20 protein-coding genes are annotated in these 18,714 nt (G+C 73.9%); 16 read left to right on the top strand and 4 right to left on the bottom strand.

Translation table 11 applies throughout. The annotated features are described in order from the left end of the window. The first annotated feature begins 13 nt into the window (after positions 1 to 13). Positions 14 to 1,072 carry an ABC transporter ATP-binding protein gene (locus ACP7BI_RS08860; protein ID WP_425845220.1) on the top strand — a complete coding sequence of 353 codons (1,059 nt, stop codon included), beginning with the start codon at positions 14 to 16 and terminating at the stop codon, positions 1,070 to 1,072. Between the two features lie 4 nt (positions 1,073 to 1,076). After that, complete coding sequence (locus ACP7BI_RS08865; RefSeq protein ID WP_425845222.1) at positions 1,077 to 2,711, top strand: ABC transporter permease; 1,635 nt, start codon at positions 1,077 to 1,079, stop codon at positions 2,709 to 2,711. Between the two features lie 162 nt (positions 2,712 to 2,873). On the opposite strand, the gene ACP7BI_RS08870 is transcribed toward ACP7BI_RS08865, so the two are convergent. Then, positions 2,874 to 4,190, bottom strand: coding sequence for an MATE family efflux transporter (locus ACP7BI_RS08870; protein ID WP_425845225.1), 1,317 nt, complete (start codon positions 4,188 to 4,190; stop codon positions 2,874 to 2,876). Positions 4,191 to 4,268: 78 nt separating this feature from the next. On the opposite strand from ACP7BI_RS08870, the gene ACP7BI_RS08875 reads away from it, so the two are divergent. The 4 genes from ACP7BI_RS08875 (at position 4,269) to ACP7BI_RS08890 (ending at position 7,340) form a co-directional block, all read left to right on the top strand. Further along, a complete protein-coding gene (locus ACP7BI_RS08875; RefSeq protein WP_425845227.1) occupies positions 4,269 to 6,209 on the top strand; it encodes a M13 family metallopeptidase in 1,941 nt (646 codons plus the stop codon). A gap of 128 nt (positions 6,210 to 6,337) precedes the next feature. Continuing rightward, positions 6,338 to 6,634 carry a hypothetical protein gene (locus ACP7BI_RS08880; protein WP_425845229.1) on the top strand — a complete coding sequence of 99 codons (297 nt, stop codon included), beginning with the start codon at positions 6,338 to 6,340 and terminating at the stop codon, positions 6,632 to 6,634. Further along, positions 6,631 to 7,125: a phage holin family protein gene (locus tag ACP7BI_RS08885; protein WP_425845231.1), complete on the top strand. Its 495-nt coding sequence runs from the start codon at positions 6,631 to 6,633 to the stop codon at positions 7,123 to 7,125. Before ACP7BI_RS08880 ends, ACP7BI_RS08885 begins: the two co-directional genes overlap by 4 nt. Further along, positions 7,122 to 7,340, top strand: coding sequence for a DUF3618 domain-containing protein (locus tag ACP7BI_RS08890; RefSeq protein ID WP_425845232.1), 219 nt, complete (start codon positions 7,122 to 7,124; stop codon positions 7,338 to 7,340). The genes ACP7BI_RS08885 and ACP7BI_RS08890 overlap by 4 nt, the downstream gene beginning before the upstream one ends. A gap of 134 nt (positions 7,341 to 7,474) precedes the next feature. Here the strand turns inward: ACP7BI_RS08890 and ACP7BI_RS08895 are convergent, their stop codons facing one another. Beyond that, positions 7,475 to 8,287, bottom strand: coding sequence for a class II glutamine amidotransferase (locus tag ACP7BI_RS08895; RefSeq protein WP_425845235.1), 813 nt, complete (start codon positions 8,285 to 8,287; stop codon positions 7,475 to 7,477). Between the two features lie 175 nt (positions 8,288 to 8,462). On the opposite strand from ACP7BI_RS08895, the gene ACP7BI_RS08900 reads away from it, so the two are divergent. Next, the gene (locus tag ACP7BI_RS08900) at positions 8,463 to 9,911 is read left to right on the top strand and encodes an ATP-dependent DNA helicase (RefSeq protein ID WP_425845237.1); all 1,449 of its coding nucleotides are present in this window, start codon (positions 8,463 to 8,465) and stop codon (positions 9,909 to 9,911) included. Here ACP7BI_RS08900 and ACP7BI_RS08905 read toward each other — a convergent pair. After that, positions 9,908 to 10,480 carry a MarR family winged helix-turn-helix transcriptional regulator gene (locus ACP7BI_RS08905; RefSeq protein ID WP_425845239.1) on the bottom strand — a complete coding sequence of 191 codons (573 nt, stop codon included), beginning with the start codon at positions 10,478 to 10,480 and terminating at the stop codon, positions 9,908 to 9,910. The genes ACP7BI_RS08900 and ACP7BI_RS08905 overlap by 4 nt on opposite strands. 61 nt (positions 10,481 to 10,541) lie before the next feature. Here ACP7BI_RS08905 and idi point away from each other — a divergent pair, with 61 nt between their 5' ends. The 9 genes from idi to ACP7BI_RS08950 are packed head-to-tail and all read left to right on the top strand — an operon-like array spanning position 10,542 to position 18,137. Further along, positions 10,542 to 11,090, top strand: coding sequence for an isopentenyl-diphosphate Delta-isomerase (idi, locus tag ACP7BI_RS08910; protein WP_425845242.1), 549 nt, complete (start codon positions 10,542 to 10,544; stop codon positions 11,088 to 11,090). After that, on the top strand, positions 11,087 to 12,106 hold the full coding sequence (locus ACP7BI_RS08915; RefSeq protein WP_425845244.1) for a polyprenyl synthetase family protein: 1,020 nt from the start codon (positions 11,087 to 11,089) through the stop codon (positions 12,104 to 12,106). Before idi ends, ACP7BI_RS08915 begins: the two co-directional genes overlap by 4 nt. After that, positions 12,103 to 13,011, top strand: coding sequence for a phytoene/squalene synthase family protein (locus tag ACP7BI_RS08920; protein WP_425845246.1), 909 nt, complete (start codon positions 12,103 to 12,105; stop codon positions 13,009 to 13,011). The genes ACP7BI_RS08915 and ACP7BI_RS08920 overlap by 4 nt, the downstream gene beginning before the upstream one ends. Continuing rightward, positions 13,008 to 14,588, top strand: a complete 1,581-nt coding sequence (crtI, locus tag ACP7BI_RS08925) for a phytoene desaturase family protein (protein WP_425845248.1) — start codon at positions 13,008 to 13,010, stop codon at positions 14,586 to 14,588. The genes ACP7BI_RS08920 and crtI overlap by 4 nt, the downstream gene beginning before the upstream one ends. Then, the gene (locus ACP7BI_RS08930; RefSeq protein WP_425845250.1) at positions 14,585 to 14,923 is read left to right on the top strand and encodes a lycopene cyclase domain-containing protein; all 339 of its coding nucleotides are present in this window, start codon (positions 14,585 to 14,587) and stop codon (positions 14,921 to 14,923) included. Before crtI ends, ACP7BI_RS08930 begins: the two co-directional genes overlap by 4 nt. Then, positions 14,920 to 15,267, top strand: a complete 348-nt coding sequence (locus ACP7BI_RS08935) for a lycopene cyclase domain-containing protein (protein ID WP_425845252.1) — start codon at positions 14,920 to 14,922, stop codon at positions 15,265 to 15,267. Before ACP7BI_RS08930 ends, ACP7BI_RS08935 begins: the two co-directional genes overlap by 4 nt. Next, positions 15,260 to 16,162: a prenyltransferase gene (locus ACP7BI_RS08940; RefSeq protein ID WP_425845254.1), complete on the top strand. Its 903-nt coding sequence runs from the start codon at positions 15,260 to 15,262 to the stop codon at positions 16,160 to 16,162. Before ACP7BI_RS08935 ends, ACP7BI_RS08940 begins: the two co-directional genes overlap by 8 nt. Beyond that, positions 16,159 to 17,691 carry an SDR family oxidoreductase gene (locus ACP7BI_RS08945; protein ID WP_425845256.1) on the top strand — a complete coding sequence of 511 codons (1,533 nt, stop codon included), beginning with the start codon at positions 16,159 to 16,161 and terminating at the stop codon, positions 17,689 to 17,691. Before ACP7BI_RS08940 ends, ACP7BI_RS08945 begins: the two co-directional genes overlap by 4 nt. Beyond that, positions 17,688 to 18,137, top strand: a complete 450-nt coding sequence (locus ACP7BI_RS08950; RefSeq protein WP_425845258.1) for a pyrimidine dimer DNA glycosylase/endonuclease V — start codon at positions 17,688 to 17,690, stop codon at positions 18,135 to 18,137. The genes ACP7BI_RS08945 and ACP7BI_RS08950 overlap by 4 nt, the downstream gene beginning before the upstream one ends. Here the strand turns inward: ACP7BI_RS08950 and ACP7BI_RS08955 are convergent. After that, positions 18,032 to 18,682: a MarR family winged helix-turn-helix transcriptional regulator gene (locus tag ACP7BI_RS08955; RefSeq protein WP_425845261.1), complete on the bottom strand. Its 651-nt coding sequence runs from the start codon at positions 18,680 to 18,682 to the stop codon at positions 18,032 to 18,034. The two genes, ACP7BI_RS08950 and ACP7BI_RS08955, sit on opposite strands and share 106 nt — an antisense overlap. Positions 18,683 to 18,714: the final 32 nt, after the last annotated feature.

The following is an 18,714-nucleotide window of genomic DNA, read 5'->3' on the forward strand; positions in this document are numbered from 1 at the left end:
TAGCGTCGGCGGCGTGCCGGGGCCGGTGATCGAGACTCGGGGGCTCGAGAAGCGATTCGGGCGCGTGCGCGCGCTCGACGGGCTCGACCTCGTCGTCGAGCAGGGGCAGGTGCACGGCTTCCTCGGCCCCAACGGCGCGGGCAAGTCGACCGCGATCCGCGTGCTGCTCGGCATGCTGCGCGCGACGGGCGGCGACGCGCGTGTCTTCGGCCTCCACCCGTGGCGCGACGCCGTCGCGATCCACCGGCGCATCGCCTACGTGCCCGGCGACGTGACACTGTGGCCCGGGCTCACGGGCGGTGAGGCGATCGACACGCTCACGCGCCTCCGCGGTCACCGAGCCCCCGCATCCGATCGAGCGCGGCTCATCGAGGCCTTCGACCTCGACCCGCGCCGGCGCGCGAAGGCCTACTCGAAGGGCAACCGGCAGAAGGTCGCGCTCATCGCCGCGTTCGCGAGCGAGGCCGACCTCTACATCCTCGACGAGCCGACGAGCGGGCTCGACCCGCTCATGGAGAGCGTCTTCCAGGCCGAGATCCGCCGGGTCGCCGAGCGCGGCGCGACGGTGCTGCTCTCGAGCCACATCCTCAGCGAGGTCGAGCGGCTGTGCGACGTCGTCTCGATCATCCGCGACGGCCGGGTCGTCGAGAGCGGCTCGCTCGACGAGTTGCGGCACCTGCGGCACGCGGTCGTCGCCTACCGCGGCCCGGCACCGGTCGGCGTGCCGATCGTCGACGCCCTGATCGACGGCGACCGCGTGCGCGGCTCTGTCGCGGGCGAGGACGTGCCCGCGGTGCTGCGCTGGCTGGGCGACCAGGAGGCGCACGCCGTCACGCTCACGCCGCCGAGCCTCGAGGAGCTCTTCTTGCGCCACTACGGCGACGCCGAGCGCGTCGATCGCGCGCGCTCGGAGCGCGCGAAGGGCGAGCGGCACGGCGAGCAGCTGCTCGGAGCGGAGGCCGACGCCCGCACCGAGCCGGAGGAGCTGACCGGGCCGATCGCCTCGACCGGCGTGCTGCCGCCGACCGCGCCGGAGCCGCCCGCGCGCCGTCGTGGCCGCCACGCGGAGTGAGCCCGTGGACGGCACCCGCCTGCTGCTCGCCGCGGCCCTCCGCCGCGACCGGCTGAGCGTCGCGCTCTGGGTGCTCGGCGTCGCCGGGCTCTGGGCGGCGGTGGTCGGCGGCGTCGGCGCGGCGTTCGACGAGGAGTCGCGGCGCGGTCTCGTCGCGCTGCTCGCGGCCCAGCCGGCGCTGCTGCTGCTGCGCGGCGCACCGGCGGGCATCGGCCTCGGCGCGGTCATGTTCGTCTCGACCTTCGCCTACCTCGCCGTGATGGTCGGGCTCATGATGACCTCCTTCGCCGTGCGGCACTCGCGCGGCGACGAGGACGCCGGGCGCGCCGAGCTCGTGCGCGGCACCGCGATCGGCCGCTGGGCGCCGCTCGCCGCGACGCTGCTCGCGGTCGCGATCGAGCTCGCGCTCGTGTGCGGGCTCACCGCCGCGGTGTCGATCGCGCTCGGCCTCGATGCGACCGGCTCGACCCTCATGGCGCTCGCGCTCGCGGGCGTCGGGGCGGTCGCGCTGCTCGTGGGCCTGCTCGCCGCGGGGGCGCTCCCGACGTCGCGCGCGGCGAACGGTGCCGCCGCGATCGTCGTGGGCGCGTGGTTCTTCGTGCGCGGGATCGGGGATGCGCTCGGCGACCCGAGCGCGGACCTCACGCGCGTCGAGGCGGCCTGGCCCGTCTGGCTCTCGCCGATCGGCTGGGGCGCGCAGGCGCATCCGTTCGCCGATCCGCCGTGGTCGCCGGACGCGACACCGCTGCTGCTGCTGCCAGCTGCCGCGCTCGTGCTCGGCGCGCTCGTCGTGCTGCTCGAGTCGCGCCGCGAGCTCGGCGGATCGCTCCTGCCGGAGCGCGGCGGTCGCGCCACCGCCGGTGCGCTCCTCGGCGCGACCCCCTCGGGCGCACCGCTCGGGCTCACCGCACGGCTGCTCTCGGGCGCCGCGCTCGCGTGGGTCGTCGCGGCCGCCGCGATCGGCGCGATCGCCGGTCGACTCGCCCCCGTCGTCGCCCGCGCGCTCGCCGACAACCCTGGGCTCTCCCGCATCGTCGCGACGCTCGGTGAGGAGGGCGGCGACACCGAGGGCGTCTTCCTCACCGCGCTCGCCGCCTTCGTCGCCCTGATGGCGAGCGCCGCGGCGATGCAGTCGGCGCTGCGGCTCCGGCACGAGGAGCTCGCGCACGGCGAGCTCGTGCTCGCCGCTCCGGTGCGCCGCTCGGGCTGGCTCGCGAGCCACCTCCTCGTCGGCGTCGTCGCAGGGCTCGCGACCCTCGCGTCCTTCACCGCGGTCGCCGGGGCGTCGCTCAGCGCGGCGGGCGACGAACGCTGGGGCCAGCTCGGCGCGATCGCCGTCGCCCACCTGCCGCTCATCGCGGTCTACCTCGCGGTCGGCGCCGCGATCGTCGCGTTCGTGCCCGCGGCGGTCGCGTGGCTCGGCTGGGTGCTGCTCATCGGCCTCATGCTCGCGGGCGACTTCGCGCCGCTCCTCGGCGAGCCGTGGGAGCGGATCGAGAACCTCAGCCCCTTCCACTGGGTCGCGAACCCCCTCGACGCCGATCCCGACTGGACGGGCTCCTGGTGGCTCACCGCCATCGCCGCGGCGCTGCTGGCGGCCGCCGCCGTGCGCTTCTCGCGCCGCGACGCGGTCGTGTGACGCCGCTCCCGGCCGCCGCCCCGCATCCGCCGCTCCTCCGTGCACAACGCAAGCCGCGCCGCCGCGAGTCGCGGGGAGCGCCGCGAGCCGTGCCGATCCGCCGCCGAACGCCGCCCGCGGGCTTGCGTTGTGCACAGGGCCGGCGGGAGGCGGGCGGATGCGTCAGCGGCGGCCCGTGCGGAGCCACGCGTCCGAGCGGGCCCGGAGGCCGAGCGTCGTCGCGCGCGCGCCGAGGTAGCCGAAGGAGAAGGCGGCCCAGACGACCGCGAGGGCGTCGACGCCGGGCAGGAGCGCGAGGAGCAGCAGGGGCAGGTAGATCGCGAGGTTCAGCACGCCCGTGAGCGCGAGGTAGCGCGCGTCGCCCGCGCCGATGAGCACACCGTCGAGCACGAAGACGAAGCCAGCGATCGGCTGCGCGAGCGCGAGCAGCACGAGCGCGATCGGCAGCGCGTCGAGCACCGCGGGGTCGGAGGTGAAGACCCCGCCGAGCACCCACGCGACCGCGAGCAGCAAGGCGCCGACGACGCATCCGAACCCCACGCCCCACACCTCCAGCCGTCGCGTGAGCGCGCGCGCCTCGGCCACGTCGCCCGCGCCGAGCGCCTTGCCGAGCATCGCCTGCCCGGCGATCGCGAGCGCGTCGAGCGCGAACGCGAGCGTCGAGAAGAGCGTGAAGGCGATCTGCGTCGCGGCGAGCGTCGCGGTGCCGGCCTGCGTCGCGACGACCGTCGTCGCGAGCAGCGCCGCCCGCAGCGAGAGGGTGCGGAGGAACAGCCAGCCGCCCGTCGAGGCCGTGCGCCCGAGGTCGCCCCAGTGGATGCCGAGCGGCACGCCCTCGCGACGCGCCTCCCGCACCGCGAACCACAGGAAGAAGGCCGCCATGCCCCACTGCGCGATGACGGTGCCGAGCGCGGCGCCCGCGACGCCGAGCCCGACGCCGTAGATGAGCAGCGCGTTGAGCACCGCGTTCGCGGCGAAGCCGATCGTCGCGACGACGAGCGGCGTGCGGGTGTCCTGCAGACCGCGCATGAGCCCCGTGGCCGCGAGCACGATGAGCATCGCGGGCAGGCCGAGGATCGAGATGCCGAGGTAGACGGCAGCGTGCTCGGTGACGGCGGATGCGGCTCCGAAGAGCCCGGCGACCGGGCCGGCGAGCGGGGTGGCCGCGACGAGCACCGCCCCGGCGACGATCGCGAGCCAGATGCCGTCGACGCCCGCGCGGATCGCCGCCGGCCGGTCGCCAGCGCCGAGCAGCCGCGCGACGGCGGGCGTCGTGCCGTAGGCGAGGAAGATGAGCAGCCCCACGGCGGTCGAGAGCACGGCGGCGCCGATGCCGACGCCCGCGAGCTGCTCGGCGCCGAGGTGCCCGACGAGCGCCGTGTCGACGAGCAGGAACGCGGGCTCAGCCATGAGCGCGCCGAGCGCGGGGACCGCGAGCCGCAGGATCTCGCGATCGAGCGCATCCGTCCTCACCCGCACGCAGCCACGCTACCGGCGACCAAGAGGCGGCGACCGAGAGGCGGCGACCAAGAGGCGGCGGCCAATAGGCTGGAGCGCATGACGACCCTGCCCTCCGGCCTGCCCGTCGACGACTTCAGCGACGAGATCCGGCCCCAGGACGACCTGTTCCTGCACGTCCACTCCCGCTGGCTCGAGCGCACCGAGATCCCGAGCGACAAGGCGCGCTGGGGATCGTTCGCGGTGCTCGCCGAGGAGGCCGAGGCCGCCGTGCGCGAGATCGTGATCGAGATGCAGGAGGCCGAGCCGGGCACCGACGCCCGCAAGGTCGGCGACCTCTACGCATCCTTCCTCGACGAGCAGGCCGCCGACGCGAAGGGCATCGAGCCCATCCGCCCGCTGCTCGAGCGCGCCGAGGCCGTCTCGACCGTCGACGAGCTGCTCGCGCTGCTCGGCGAGCTCGAGTCGATCGGCGGGCCAGGCTTCACGGGCGTCTGGGTCGACACCGACCCGGGCGACCCGACCCGCTACCTCGTGCACATGAACCAGGGCGGCCTCGGCATGCCGGACGAGTCGTACTACCGCGAGGAGGCGTTCGCCGAGGTGCGCGAGGCCTACCTCGCCCACTTGACGACGATGTTCGGTCACCTCGGCGCCGCCCAGCCCGACGCCGACGCGGCCGCGGTCTTCGCGCTCGAGACCGAGCTCGCATCCCACCACTGGGACCGCGTCGCCTCGCGCGACGACGAGAAGACCTACAACCTGCAGCGCCCGCTCGAGCGGTACGAGCCGCTGCGGCCGTGGCTGCGAGCGATCCACGCGCCCGATGGCACGTTCGACGAGGCCGTCGTGCGGCAGCCGAGCTTCTTCGAGGGGCTCGGCTCGATGCTCGTCGACGAGCGCCTGCCGGAGTGGCGCACGTGGCTGCGGATCGGCATCCTGCGCTCGTTCGCGAGCTACCTGACGACCGACATCTCGAAGGACCAGTTCGACTTCTACGGCCGCGCCCTCACCGGCGCGCCCGAGCAGCGCGAGCGCTGGAAGCGCGGCGTCTCGCTCGTCGAGGGCATGCTCGGCGACGCGATCGGGAAGATCTACGTCGAGCGGCACTACCCGCCGGAGGCCAAGGCCGCGATGGACGTGCTCATCGAGCACCTCGTCGTCGCATACCGCGAGTCGATCGAGGGCCTCGAGTGGATGGGCGCCGAGACGCGCCGCCGCGCGATCGAGAAGCTCGAGAAGTTCACGCCCAAGATCGGCTACCCCGCGAAGTGGCGCGACTACTCCGCGCTCGAGATCGGCGACGACCTGGTCGCGAACGTGCAGGCGGCGACGCGCTTCGAGCACGACCGCGAGCTCGCGAAGATCGGCAAGCCGATCGACCGCGACGAGTGGTTCATGAACCCGCAGACCGTGAACGCCTACTACAACCCGGGCTTCAACGAGATCGTCTTCCCCGCCGCGATCCTGCAGCCGCCGTTCTTCGACGCGGGGCGGGATGCGGCGGCGAACTACGGCGCGATCGGCGCGGTCATCGGGCACGAGATCGGGCACGGCTTCGACGACCAGGGCTCGAAGTACGACGGCGACGGCCGACTGATCGACTGGTGGACGGATGACGACCGGAAGGCGTTCGAGCTGCGCACCGGCTCGCTCATCGCGCAGTACGACGCGCTCGAGCCTGCCGCGGCCCCCGGTCACAAGGTGAACGGCGCGCTGACGATCGGCGAGAACATCGGCGACCTCGGCGGCCTCGGCATCGCGTGGCGCGCCTACCTCCACTCGCTCGGCGGCGAGGAGCCGCCCGTCATCGACGGCCTCACGGGCGCCCAGCGCTTCTTCCTCTCGTGGGCGCACGCGTGGCAGATCAAGATCCGCCCGGAGGAGGCCGTGCGGCTCGTGTCGATCGACCCGCACTCGCCGAACGAGCACCGCACGAACCAGGTCGTGAAGAACCTGGATGCGTTCGTCGAGGCCTTCGGCGTGCAGCCCGGCGACGGCCTGTGGCTCGATCCGGAGGCGCGCGTCACCATCTGGTGATCGCGCGGCTCCGCGCGGCATCCTCCACGATGCCCGAGCGGAACCTGGGAGCGCGGACCCGGCTCTGCTGGGTATCGTGAACACGCACGACGCCAGCACGGCTGGCATCCCCAACGGCAGGAGCGAACATGCGCGGCAGGATCCTTCTCGTCATCGGCTTCGGGGCCGGCTACGTGCTCGGCGCGAAGGCCGGTCGTCAGCGCTACGAGCAGATCGCCAGCGCGGCCGACAAGGTCTGGAACAACCCGACCGTGAAGAAGCAGCGCCACGAGGTGCAGCACATGGTCGAGACGCAGGCGCCGAAGCTCGTCGAGCAGGCGAAGGGCGTCGCGGGCGACGCGATGAGCAAGGTCGGCGGCAAGGGCAAGGGCCGCCGCGGCAACGGCGGCACGACCGAGATCGCGCGCCCCGAGGACGTCTCATGACGCCGCGCAAGTCGCTCGGCGATCTCCTCGCGGAGACGCCGCAGATGATCGTCGACCTCGCCAAGGCGGAGGTGCAGCACCTCAAGGAGGAGCTCTCCGAGAAGGCGAAGGGCGTCGGCATCGGCGGGGCGCTGCTCGCGGCGGCCGCCGTCGTGGCGATCTTCCTCTTCAGCTGGCTGATCTACGCCGGCTACCAGGGCCTCAACGTGGTCTTCGAGCCGTGGCTGTCGGCGCTCATCGTCTCGGCCGTGCTGCTCGTGATCGTCGCGATCCTGGCGCTCGCGGGCATCCAGCTCATCAAGAAGAACAAGGACTTCGGCGACCTCGAGGCCGTCGACAGCATCAAGGACGACGTGAACATGGTGCGCGGCCTCGGGCACGCGGCCGACGGCACCGACCCGCTCGACGACCTGCCGGCGGCGACGGTGGCCGCGCCTCGGACGACGACGGGCGCGGGCGGTGCGACGAGGGTCGAAGGAGACGTGCGATGACCGAGCAGCGCGAGATCGATCGTCAGCGCGAGCAGCTGCGCCAGCACCTGAACGAGATCGAGGATCGGGTCAACCCGAAGAAGGTCGCCGATCGCGTCGTCGGGCGCGCGCAGGACTCCTACAACGACGACCCGACGCCGTGGATCGCCGCGGCGGCCGGTGTCGCCGTGCTCATCGTCGGCGGCATCGCCCTCGCGATCTTCGGCCGCCGCTAGCGCGCTTCGCGATCCGGACCCCGTCCCGGCATCCGGACCCGAGATCTCGGGTCCCCGCGCCGGGATCGGGTCCGCTTCGCGTGCCGCAAGCCGGCGCCGGGTGCGCGCGGTCGCCGCAGGAGCCGCGGGCGGAGTCAGGCGACGTGCGCCGCCGCGACCTCGTGCAGCTCGCGGCGCTCGACGTGCAGCGTCGAGAGGTCGATGCGCACGGCCGTCTCGGGCAGCATGCGGTTCCAGCCGTCGCCCGTGAGACCGCTCGAGGTCACGGCGATCGCGCCGTCCTCCGAGCGCCGCCACGACAGCTGGTAGTAGTGGTCGACGTGGTCGACCGGCAGGTCGTCGCCGAGGCCCGACTCCTCGAACAGCTCGAGCGGGATCGGCGCGCCCTGGTTCGCGTGCACCGCGATGAGCTCGTCGGGGCTCAGCACGAGCAGGTTGAGCGCCGAGGTCGGGAACTCCTCGCGCAGCTGCGAGACCGTCGACGTCACGGCGTCGAACAGCGGCACGCCCGCGTCGTGCTGCCGCAGGATGAGCGCGAAGACGACCGCGGTGTCGGTCTCGCCGCCCACTCGCTCGAGCTCCGCATCCGTCACCTTCGCCCGCAGCGGCGCGAAGGGCGTCACCGAGCCGTTGTGGGCGAGCGCGACGTCGCCGACCCGGAACGGGTGCGTGTTCTGCACCCGGGTGGCGAAGCCCTCGGTCGCGAGGCGCAGGTGGGTGAGCCGAGCGCGCGAGGGCGTGTCGCCGAGCGCGTCGGTGAGGTCGGGGTTGTCGAGCCCGCGGCGCGCGTCGCGGTAGCGGCGCACCTCGTGGCCGTCGAGCCACGCCGTGCCCCAGCCGTCGGTGTGCAGCCGGCCGAGCCGCTGCCACTCGCGGCAGCTCGCGTCGCCGAGCACGCTCTGCGTCGTGACAGGGGTGGGGGAGACGTGCGCGAGCAATCGGCACATGTGCATCCCCCTTCTTCCGTCCGGAACCATGATGGCGCACGCGAGCGCACGGTGTGCGGATGCGGCGTCACACTGGGTAACAGCGCGTCGCGCCGCGCTGTTCCACGGCGTGGCGCATCGACAGCGGCCCGCGCGTGCAGGCCTGGAAGCGTCGCCGGTGCGGGAGGATGGAGGGATGGACGTCGAGCTGACCCCCGAGCAGCTGGCGATCTACCGGCGCATCGAGGACGGCGACGGGCACCTGTTCATCACCGGCCGCGCGGGCACCGGCAAGTCGACCCTGCTGCGCCACCTCACGGAGCACTCGCGCAAGCAGATCATCGTCTGCGCGCCCACGGGCGTCGCGGCCCTCAACGTCGGCGGGCAGACGATCCACTCGCTGCTGAAGCTGCCGCTCGGCGTGATCGCCGACGCCCCGCTGCGGCAGCGCACCGAGCTCAAGCAGATGCTGAACTCGCTCGACCTGCTCGTGATCGATGAGATCTCGATGGTGAACGCCGACCTGATGGATGCGATCGACCGGTCGCTGCGGCAGGCTCGCGGCGTGCGGTCGGTGCCGTTCGGCGGCGTGCAGGTCGTCATGTTCGGCGATCCGTACCAGCTCGCGCCCGTGCCGGGCGATGCCGAGGAGCGCGCCTACTTCGCCGACCACTACGCGTCGATGTGGTTCTTCGACGCGCGCGTGTGGCGCGAGGAGGCCGAGCTCGAGGTCGTCGAGCTCGTGCACATCCACCGCCAGACCGACCTCGAGTTCAAGATGGCGCTCAACGCCGTGCGGCACGGCACGGTCACCGCGGAGATCGCGCAGCTGCTCAACGACGCGGGCGCCCGGAGGCCCGCGGACGACGTGCTGACCCTCGCGAGCCGCAACGACACCGTCACGCGCATCAACGGCCGCGCGCTCGCGCAGCTGCCCGGCAAGTCGAAGACGGCCGTCGCGGAGGTCTCGGGCGACTACGGCGGCCGCCAGTACCCGGCCGACGTCGAGCTGCAGCTCAAGCTCGGTGCGCGGGTGATGTTCCTGCGCAACGACGCCGAGGGGCGCTGGGTCAACGGCTCGCTCGGCAAGGTCGTCGACATCGGCGGCACCGTGTGGGTCGAGGTCGACGGCGAGCAGCACGAGGTCGAGCCGGCGGTGTGGGAGCAGTACCGCTACTCCTACTCGCCGACGACCAAGGAGATCAAGCGCGACGTCGTCGCGGAGTTCACGCAGTTCCCGCTCCGCCTCGCGTGGGCGGTCACGATCCACAAGGCGCAGGGCAAGACCTTCGACGAGGCGGTCGTCGACCTCGGCTCGCGCGCCTTCGCGCCCGGGCAGACCTACGTGGCGCTGTCGCGCCTGACGTCCCTCGAGGGCCTCTACCTCTCGCGGCCGCTGCGGCCGGGCGACATCATCGTCGATCAGCGCGTGCGCCGCTTCATCCACGAGGTGCGCGCTCGCGCTCGCGCTCAAGACGAAGGCCCTTTCGGGCCTTCGTCGCGCGATACGCGCCGAGGCCCGTCTCGGGCCTCGGGATCCGCCGACGTGGCGAGCACCATCCCGCCGGCGGCGACCGCGAGAGAGGAGGATGGCCGCGACCGCACCGTCGCGGCGTTCGCGCCCGACGGGCCGCTGCCGTTCTAGCCCGCCCGCGGCGCCTCGGCGCCCGGGTCGAGCAGCGGGACCTCCGCGAGCCGGCGGAGGAACGCGGTCACGGTGCGGCGATCGGCGCTCGACATCTCGCACGCCACCCGGAAGCGGCGCAGGTGGTAGCGCCCGACGGTCGCGTTCGCCGTCTGCTGCGTGCTCTCGGAGACGACGAGCGAGAGCGCTCGGCGGTCGCTCGGATGCGGCTCCCGCCGGATGTGGCCGCCGCGCTCGAGCCGGTCGAGCATCTTCGTGACCGATGGGCCCGTGATGCGGAGGTGCTCGGCGAGCATCGTCGACGTGACGATCCGCCGCTCGCGGGTCGTCGCCATGATGAAGCGGATCGCGCGCATGTCGTTCTCGCTCAGCTTCATGTAGCGCCGGCTCGCCTCGCTCTGCGCCTCGGAGGCGCTGTGCCAGCCGCGCAGCGCGTCGAACAGGTCGATGACCTCTTCCACCTCGCCGTCGCTCAAGCCATACTCGGAGACCAGCGACGAAGAGACGTCGTAGCGGCGCGGGTCGAGCATCTCGCGCTCGTGCGGACCCTCGTTCGGCGTCAGCGGCATGCCCTCATTCTATTGCCAAAACTCATAGTTGCAACGGCTAAGTGTTTGCTACGCTCGGTTCATGATGAACGCGGCGCTCACCGACGACGAGCTGGTCGTGCTGCTCGATGCCGACGGCACGCCCATCGGCTCGGCCCCGAAGGCGACGGTGCACTCGGACTCCACGCCGCTGCACCTCGCGTTCTCGTGCTACCTGCTCGACGACGAGGGCCGACTGCTCATCACGCGCCGCTCGCTCGAGAAGCAGGCCTGGCCGGGCGTCTGGACGAACAGCTGCTGCGGCCACCCGGCTCCCGGCGAGGCGTTCGAGGACGCCGTGCAGCGCCGGCTGCGGCAGGAGCTCGGCACGAGCGCGACCGAGCTGCGGCTCGTGCTGCCTGACTTCGAGTACCGCGCGGTCGACGCGAGCGGCATCGTCGAGCACGAGCGCTGTCCCGTCTTCGTGGGCCGCATCGCTGAGCCGCTCGAGCCGGAGCCGAGCGAGGTCGTCGAGTGGCACTGGGTCGACCCCGACGACCTCCGCACGGGCGTGCTCGCCACCCCGTGGGCGTTCAGCCCCTGGCTCGTGCTGCAGGCGGAGCAGCTCCACGCGCTCGCGGGTGCGTCGTGACCGCCGTCGACGCGCCGACGCTGCTCGCCGAGGTCGAGCAGCGCATCGCGCAGCTCGCCGCGCCCACGGGCCCGCATCCCGTGCAGGCGGCCGCGGCGCGCGCCGCCATCGGCGGCAAGCTGCTCCGCCCGCGCCTCGTGATGGCGGCGGCCGGCCGGAGCGCTGATCGCGAGGCCGTCGTCGCGGTCGCGGCCGCGATCGAGCTGCTGCACGCCGCGCTCCTCGTGCACGACGACGTCATCGACGGCGACGAGGAGCGCCGCGGCGAGCCGTCGGTCGCGCGCGAGGCGCGCGACCTCGCCGCCGAGGCGGGCCTCGCACCCGCCAGAGCCAAGCGCCTCGGCCTCGCCGCGGCGATCGTCACCGGCGACGCGCTGCTCGTGCGGGCGATCGCCTCGCTCGGCTCGCTCGACGTGTCCACCGCCGTGCGAGCGCGCGTGCTCGGCATCGTCACCCGCGCGATGGTGCGCGCGGCCGAGGGGGAGCACGATGACGTCCTGCTCGCCGGCGCGACGCCCGACCGGGCCGCGATCGACCGCATCCTCGAGGGCAAGACCGCCGACTACTCCTTCCGCGCCCCGCTCGAGCTCGGCGCCGTGCTCGGCGGCCGCGACGAGGCGGCGATCGCGGCGCTCGGCGACATCGGCCTGCGCATGGGGGTCGTCTACCAGCTGCGCGACGACGTGCTCGGGGTCTTCGGCGACGAGGCGACCACCGGCAAGAGCGTGCTGAGCGACATCCGCGCCGGCGCGCCCACGATGCTGTCGGCGCTCGCGAGCCGCGACACCGCCTGGGCGAGCGTCGCGGGTCACTACGGCGACCCGGATGCCGACGAGGGCGCCGCCGCGCGCGTGCGGCACGTCATGCGCGGCAGCGGCGCGCTCGACGAGGTCGAGCGCCGCATCGCCGGCGGCGCCGACGAGGTGCGCACGCTGCTCGCCGCGGCGCCGGTCGAGCAGCCGGTGCGCGACGACCTGCTGCAGATCCTCTCGCGCTGCGTGGAGCGGGGCCGATGACGGGCCTCGACCTCTACACGCGCACCGCCCGGCGCGCGAGCGCGACGGTCATCGAGGCGTACTCGACGTCGTTCGGGCTCGCGAGCCGGCTGCTGCCGCCCGTCATGCGCGGCGACATCGCGAGCGTCTACGCGCTCGTGCGCGTCGCCGACGAGATCGTCGACGGCCCCGGCGCCGAGTCGGGCCTCGACCGCCGATCGTGCCGCGAGGTGCTCGACGCGCTCGAGCGCGAGGTCGAGCGCGCGGTCGCGACCGGCTTCAGCGCCGACCTCGTAGTGCACGCCTTCGCCGAGACCGCTCGCCGCGTCGGCATCACGGCCGACCAGACGGCGCCGTTCTTCGCCGCCATGCGGCGCGACCTCGAGCCGGTCGCGTTCCGCGACGAGCGCGAGCTGCGGAGCTACGTCTACGGCTCGGCCGAGGTCGTCGGCCTCATGTGCGTGCGCTGCTTCCTCGGCGGGCGGCGGCTCCCCGACGCCGAGGCGCGGCGCGTCGACCGCGGCGCCCGCGCGCTCGGCTCGGCGTTCCAGGTCGTGAACTTCCTGCGTGACATCGGCGCCGACGCCGACGGTCTCGGCCGCGCCTACCTGCCCGGCGTCGACCCCGCGCACCCGACGGAGGAGGCCGTCGGCCGCGTGCTCGACCGGCTCGAGGGCGAGCTGCGCATCGCGCGCGACACCGTGCCGCTGCTGCCTCGCGATGCCCGCCCGGCCGTGCTCGCCGCGCACGGTCTCTTCGCGGCACTCGCCCGACGCATCCGCGCGACCCCGGCTGCCGAGCTCCCGCGCCGCCGCATCAGCGTGCCGAGCGCCGAGAAGGCTGCGATCGTGGCGCGCGCGGCCCTCGGCGCGAGCGTCGCCCGCGCGGCGAGCGCCCGTGAGGCGCGCCTGGAGCCGGCCCGATGAGCCGCATCGTCGTCATCGGCGGGGGCATCGCGGGCCTCGCGAGCGCTGGCCTGCTCGCGCGCGACGGGCACGAGGTCGTGCTCGTCGAGCAGGGCGGGTCGCTCGGCGGTCGCGCCGGCACCTGGCGCTCGAAGGGCTTCACGTTCGACACCGGCCCCTCGTGGATGCTCATGCGCGAGCCCTACGAGCACGCGTTCCGGATGCTCGGGTCGAGCCTCGAGGCGGAGGTCGACGTCGAGCGCCTCGACCCGGCGTACAAGGTGCTCTACGAGGGCGTCGACGAGCCGCTCGAGGTCTCCGGCGACCTCGACGCGACGATCGCCGCGTTCGAGCGCATCGAGCCGGGCGCGGGGGAGCAGCTGCGGCGCTACTTGCGCTCGGCGACCGAGACCGCCGAGCTCGCGACCTCCGGGCTGCTCTCGAACCGCTTCGACTCGCTCGGTGCCTTCGCCGGACTCGGCGGCGGCACCCGGGTGCCGACGCTCGCTCGGCTGCTCGTCGAGACGCTGCACGCGCGCGTCGCGCGCTCGTTCCGCGACCTCCGCTTGCGGCAGGCGCTCGGCTACCCCGCCGTGTTCCTCGGCACCGAGCCGAGGTCGGCGCCGTCGATGTACCACCTCATGAGCCACTTCGACCTCGTCGAGGGCGTCTGGTACCCGCAGGGCGGCTTCGGCGTGCTCGTCGAGGCGATGGCCCGGCTCGCGCGCGAGGCGGGCGCCGAGCTGCGCACCGGTGCCCGCGTGCGCCGCATCGTCGTCGAGCAGGGTGCTGCGCGCGGCGTGCTGCTCGAGAGCGGCGAGCGCATCGACGCCGACCTCGTCGTCTCGGCCGCCGACGGGCACGCGACCGATACGAAGCTGCTCGCGCACGTGCCCGGCGTGGCCGAGCGCGGCCACCGCCGCTGGGCGAAGCGCGTCGCCGGGCCCTCCGCCGTGCTCGTCATGCTCGGCGTCGAGGGCGAGCTGCCCGAGCTCGAGCACCACACGCTGCTGTTCACGCGCGACTGGGAGGACGGCTTCGGGCGCATCTTCGGCGCCCCCGCCGCCGACCCGGCCGACGGCGTGACGGACCCCGCCTCGCTCTACGTCAGCCGCACCTCCGCCACCGACCCCTCGGTCGCGCCCGCCGGCCACGAGGCGCTCTTCGTGCTCGTGCCCGTGCCGGCAGATCCGCGGCTCGGGCGCGGCGGCATCGACGGCACCGGCGACGCGGCGGTCGAGGCGATCGCCGATCGCGCGATCGCCCAGATCGCCGCGTGGGCCGGCATCGAGCGGCTCGCCGAGCGCGTCGTCACCCGCCGCACCATCGGGCCGGCCGACTTCGCGGTCGACCTCGACGCGTGGCGCGGCACGGCGCTCGGCCCGGCGCACACGCTCCGGCAGTCGGCGTTCCTGCGCGGCTCGACGAAGCACGGCGCGGTGCGCGACCTGCTGCTCGCGGGCTCGACGACGGTCCCCGGCATCGGCGTGCCGATGTGCCTCATCTCGGCCGAGCTCGTCGTCAAGCACGTGCGAGGCGACCGCTCGACCGGTCCGCTGCAGCCGCTCGAGCCGGAGCGATCGGGGCAGCGCCGGTGAGCTTCGTCTACCTCGGTGCGATCGTGCTGTCGGCGGTGTGCATCGGCGCGATGGATGCGCGCTGGCGGCTCGCGCTCTTCGCCGACCCGCTGCGCGCGCTCGGCGCGATCGCCGGCACCGCCGCGGTGCTGCTCATCACCGACCTCGCGTGCATCGCGACCGGCAACTTCCGCCTCGGCGCCTCGCCCTGGATGACGGGCTTCGAGGTCCTCCCGCACCTGCCGATCGAGGAGCTCTTCTTCATCACGTTCCTCGCCTACGTCTCGCTCGTCGCCTTCGCGGCAGGCGAGCGGCTGCTCGCGCGCCGCCGCGCCAGGGCCGAGGAGCACGCGTGAGCTACATCCTCGTGCTCGCGCCGCTGCTGACCGCCTCGATCGTCGCGGCGGTGCTCGCGCTGCGCCGGGATCGCCGCCGCTGGGGAGCGCTCGCGATCGCCGCGGCCATCGTGCTCGCGCTCACGATCGTGTTCGACTCGCTCATGATCGCGGCCGACCTCTTCCGCTACGACGACGCGAAGCTGCTCGGCCCGCACATCGGCCTCGCGCCGATCGAGGACCTCGGCTACGCGCTCATCGCCGTGCTGCTCGCCGCGGCCATCTGGACGCTGCTGCCGAGCCGTGGCGCTCGCGCGCGCGACGGTGCATCGGCGCGGCGGGCGTCGGAGGACCGGGATGCGTGAGGTCGCCGAGCCGGGCGCGGTCACCGGTCCCGGGCTCGCCCGCCGACTGCTGCTCGCCTCCCGCCCGGTGAGCTGGATCAACACGGCCTTCCCGTTCGCCGCCGCGATGGTGCTCACGACCGGCACGGTCGACGTCCGCACGATCATCGGCACCCTCTTCTTCCTCGTGCCGTACAACCTCGCGATGTACGGCATCAACGACGTCTTCGACTACGCATCCGACGCCAAGAACCCGCGGAAGGGCGGCGTCGAGGGCGCCCTGCTGCCGCCCGAGACGCACCGGGCGACGCTCGCGTGGTCGATCGGGCTCGCCGTGCCGTTCGTCGTCGCGCTCGTCGCGATGGGAGGCCCTGCGTCGTGGGCGGTGCTCGCCGTGAGCCTGTTCGCGGTCGTCGCCTACTCGGCGCGGGGCCTGCGCTTCAAGGAGGTGCCGCTGCTCGACTCGATCACCTCGAGCACCCACTTCGTGAGCCCCGCCGTCTACGGGCTCGTGCTCGCCGGCGCCGACTGGACGCCCGAGCTCGTCGCCATCCTCATCGCGTTCTTCTGCTGGGGCATTGCGAGCCACGCCTTCGGCGCCGTGCAGGACGTCGTGCCCGACCGCGAGGGCGGCATCGCCTCGATCGCGACGGTGCTCGGCGCCCCCGCGACCGTGCGGCTCGCGATCGCGCTGTGGGCCGCCGCTGGCGTGCTCATGCTGCTCGCGCCGTGGCCCGCGTCGCTCGGGGCGCTCGTCGCCGTGCCGTACATCGTGCTCGCCGCGCCGTTCTGGAGGATCACCGACGCGTCGAGCGCGGGGGCGAACCGGGGCTGGCGCCGCTTCCTCTGGGTGAACTACGGCTGCGGGTTCGTCGTCACGATGCTCTGCATCGCGTGGGCGATGCTCGGCCGATGACCGCGCACGCAAGCGTGGCGCGGCTCGCGCCCGAGCCGCCGATCGAGCGGCTGCCCGAGGCGGAGCGCCGCTCGGTGCTCGTCACCGGCGCGACGGGCTACGTCGGCCCGCGGCTCATCCCGCGGCTCGCCCTCGCCGGCCACCGGGTGCGCGCGCTCGCGCGCGATCCCGGCCGGCTCGCCGACGCTCCCTGGGCCGACGAGGTCGAGGTCGTCCGCGGCGACCTCGAGGAGCCCGAGGGCCTCGCCGCGGCGTTCGAGGGCCAGCAGGTCGTCTTCCACCTCGTGCACGCGATGAGCGCGGGCGGCGACTTCATGGCCGCCGAGCTCGCGCAGGCGCGGCACGTCGCCGCCGCGGCCAGGGCGGCGGGCGTCGAGCGCATCGTCTACCTCTCGGGGCTGCACCCGGAGGGCGAGCGGCTCTCGAAGCACCTCGCCTCGCGCGTCGCCGTCGGCGAGACGCTGCTGGCCTCCGGCGTGCCCACGATCGTGCTGCAGGCGGGCATCGTCATCGGCTCCGGATCCGCGTCCTTCGAGATGATCCGCCACCTCACCGAGGTGCTGCCCTACATGCCCGCGCCCCGCTGGGTGCGCAACTTCGTGCAGCCGATCGCGATCCGCGACGTGCTCCACTACCTCGTGCACGCGGCCACGGTGCCGCGCGAGGTGCACGGCGCCTTCGACATCGGCGGCCCGGACGTGCTGCGCTACGGTCAGGTGATGAACGGCTACGCGCTCGAGGCGGGCCTGCCCCAGCGGCCGATCGCCCCGCTCCCGGTGCTCACGCCGTGGCTCGCATCGCAGTGGGTCAACCTCGTCACGCCTGTCCCGCGGGCGATCGCCGTGCCGCTCATCGGCTCGCTGCTGCACGACTGCGTGGTCGCCGAGCGCCGCATCGACGAGATCATCCCGCCGCCCGCGGCCGGGCCCACCGGCTACCGGCAGGCCGTGCGGCTCGCGCTCGCCCGCGAGCGCTCCGGCGACATCGAGTCGAGCTGGCGCTCCGCGAGCCCCGCGGGCGCACCCTCGGACCCGCTGCCGAGCGACCCGACCTGGTCGGGGTCGACGGTGTTCGAGGACGCCCGCGAGCGGGTGACGGATGCGTCGCCCGAGTCGGTCTGGAGGGTCGTCGAGTCGATCGGGGGCGAGCGCGGCTGGTACTCGGTGCCGCTGCTGTGGAGCCTCCGGGGCCTCGCCGACCGCCTCGTCGGCGGCGTCGGGCTGCGTCGCGGTCGCCGCGACCCGGAGGCGCTCCGCGAGGGCGACGTCGTCGACTGGTGGCGCGTCGAGCGCATCGAGCGCGGCCGGCTCCTGCGGCTGCGCGCCGAGATGCGCGTGCCCGGGCGCGCGTGGCTCGAGCTCGAGGTCGCCCCGCACGGCTCGGGCGCGCACTACCGGCAGCGGGCGGTGTTCCTGCCGAGCGGGCTCGGCGGCCGGCTCTACTGGTGGTCGCTCGTGCCCGCCCACCAGGTCATCTTCGACGTGATGGCGAGCCGCATCGTGGCGGCGGCGGAGGCGGCTCGCTCGTGAGGATCTGGTCGCTCCACCCCGGGCTGCTGGATCGACCGGGGCTCACCGCGTGCTGGCGCGAGGCGCTGCTCGCGCAAGCGGTGCTCGCCGGCCGCACGCGCGGCTACACCCGGCACCCGCAGCTGCAGCGGTTCCGCGAGCAGCCCGATCCCGTCGCGGCGATCGGCGCCTACCTCGCGGGCGTCGCCGACGCGGCGGAGGCGCGCGGCTATCGCTTCGACCGCACTCGGATCGACCGGCCGGGCCCCGCACCCCGGATGGTCGTCACCGACGGCCAGCTCGAGTACGAGTGGGGCCACTTGCGGGCGAAGCTCGCCAGGCGCACGCCCGAGCGGCTCCGCTACGCGCGTCGGCCCGTCCCGCATCCGCTCTTCACGGTCGAGCCGGGCCCGGTCGCCGAGTGGGAGCGCCCCCAGCTGGCGCGATCCTCGCGCAGCGGCTCGTGAGCGAGGTGCTCGACGACGGGCAGGTCCGCGAGCAGGCTCAGGAACTTCGTCGCGGCCCGGCGCTCCTCCGGCGAGAGGGCGGCGGCGACGGCGTAGCGCCGCGCGTGATCGGCGCCGACGGACGCCGTCGCCTGCGCGCGCGTCTCGTCGGTGACGACGATCGAGAGCGAGCGGCGGTCGCGCGGGTGCCGTTCGCGACGGATGTGACCGGCGTGCTCGAGCCGGTCGAGCAGCTTCGTCACCGAGGGCCCCGTGATGCCGAGGTGCTCGGCGATCATCGTCGACGTGACGATCGCGCCGTCGCGGCCCGCAGACATGACGTAGCGGATCGCGCGCATGTCGTTCTCGCCGAGCCGCATGTAGCGGCGGCTCGCCTCGCTGTGCGCCGCGGACGTGCGATGCCAGCGGCGCAGCGCGTGGAACAGGTCGGTGATCTCGTCGACGTCCGCGTCGCTGAGCCCCTGCGCGCGCACGAGGTGGGCGGATGCGTCGAGACGGCGGGGATCGACGAGGTCGCGATCGTCGTCGCCCACCGCCTCACTCATGAGCCGATCCTAGGACTTCGGCTCATAGTTCG

The sequence above is a fragment of the Agrococcus sp. TSP3-2-1 genome, assembly GCF_049897585.1.
Taxonomy (GTDB): domain Bacteria; phylum Actinomycetota; class Actinomycetes; order Actinomycetales; family Microbacteriaceae; genus Agrococcus.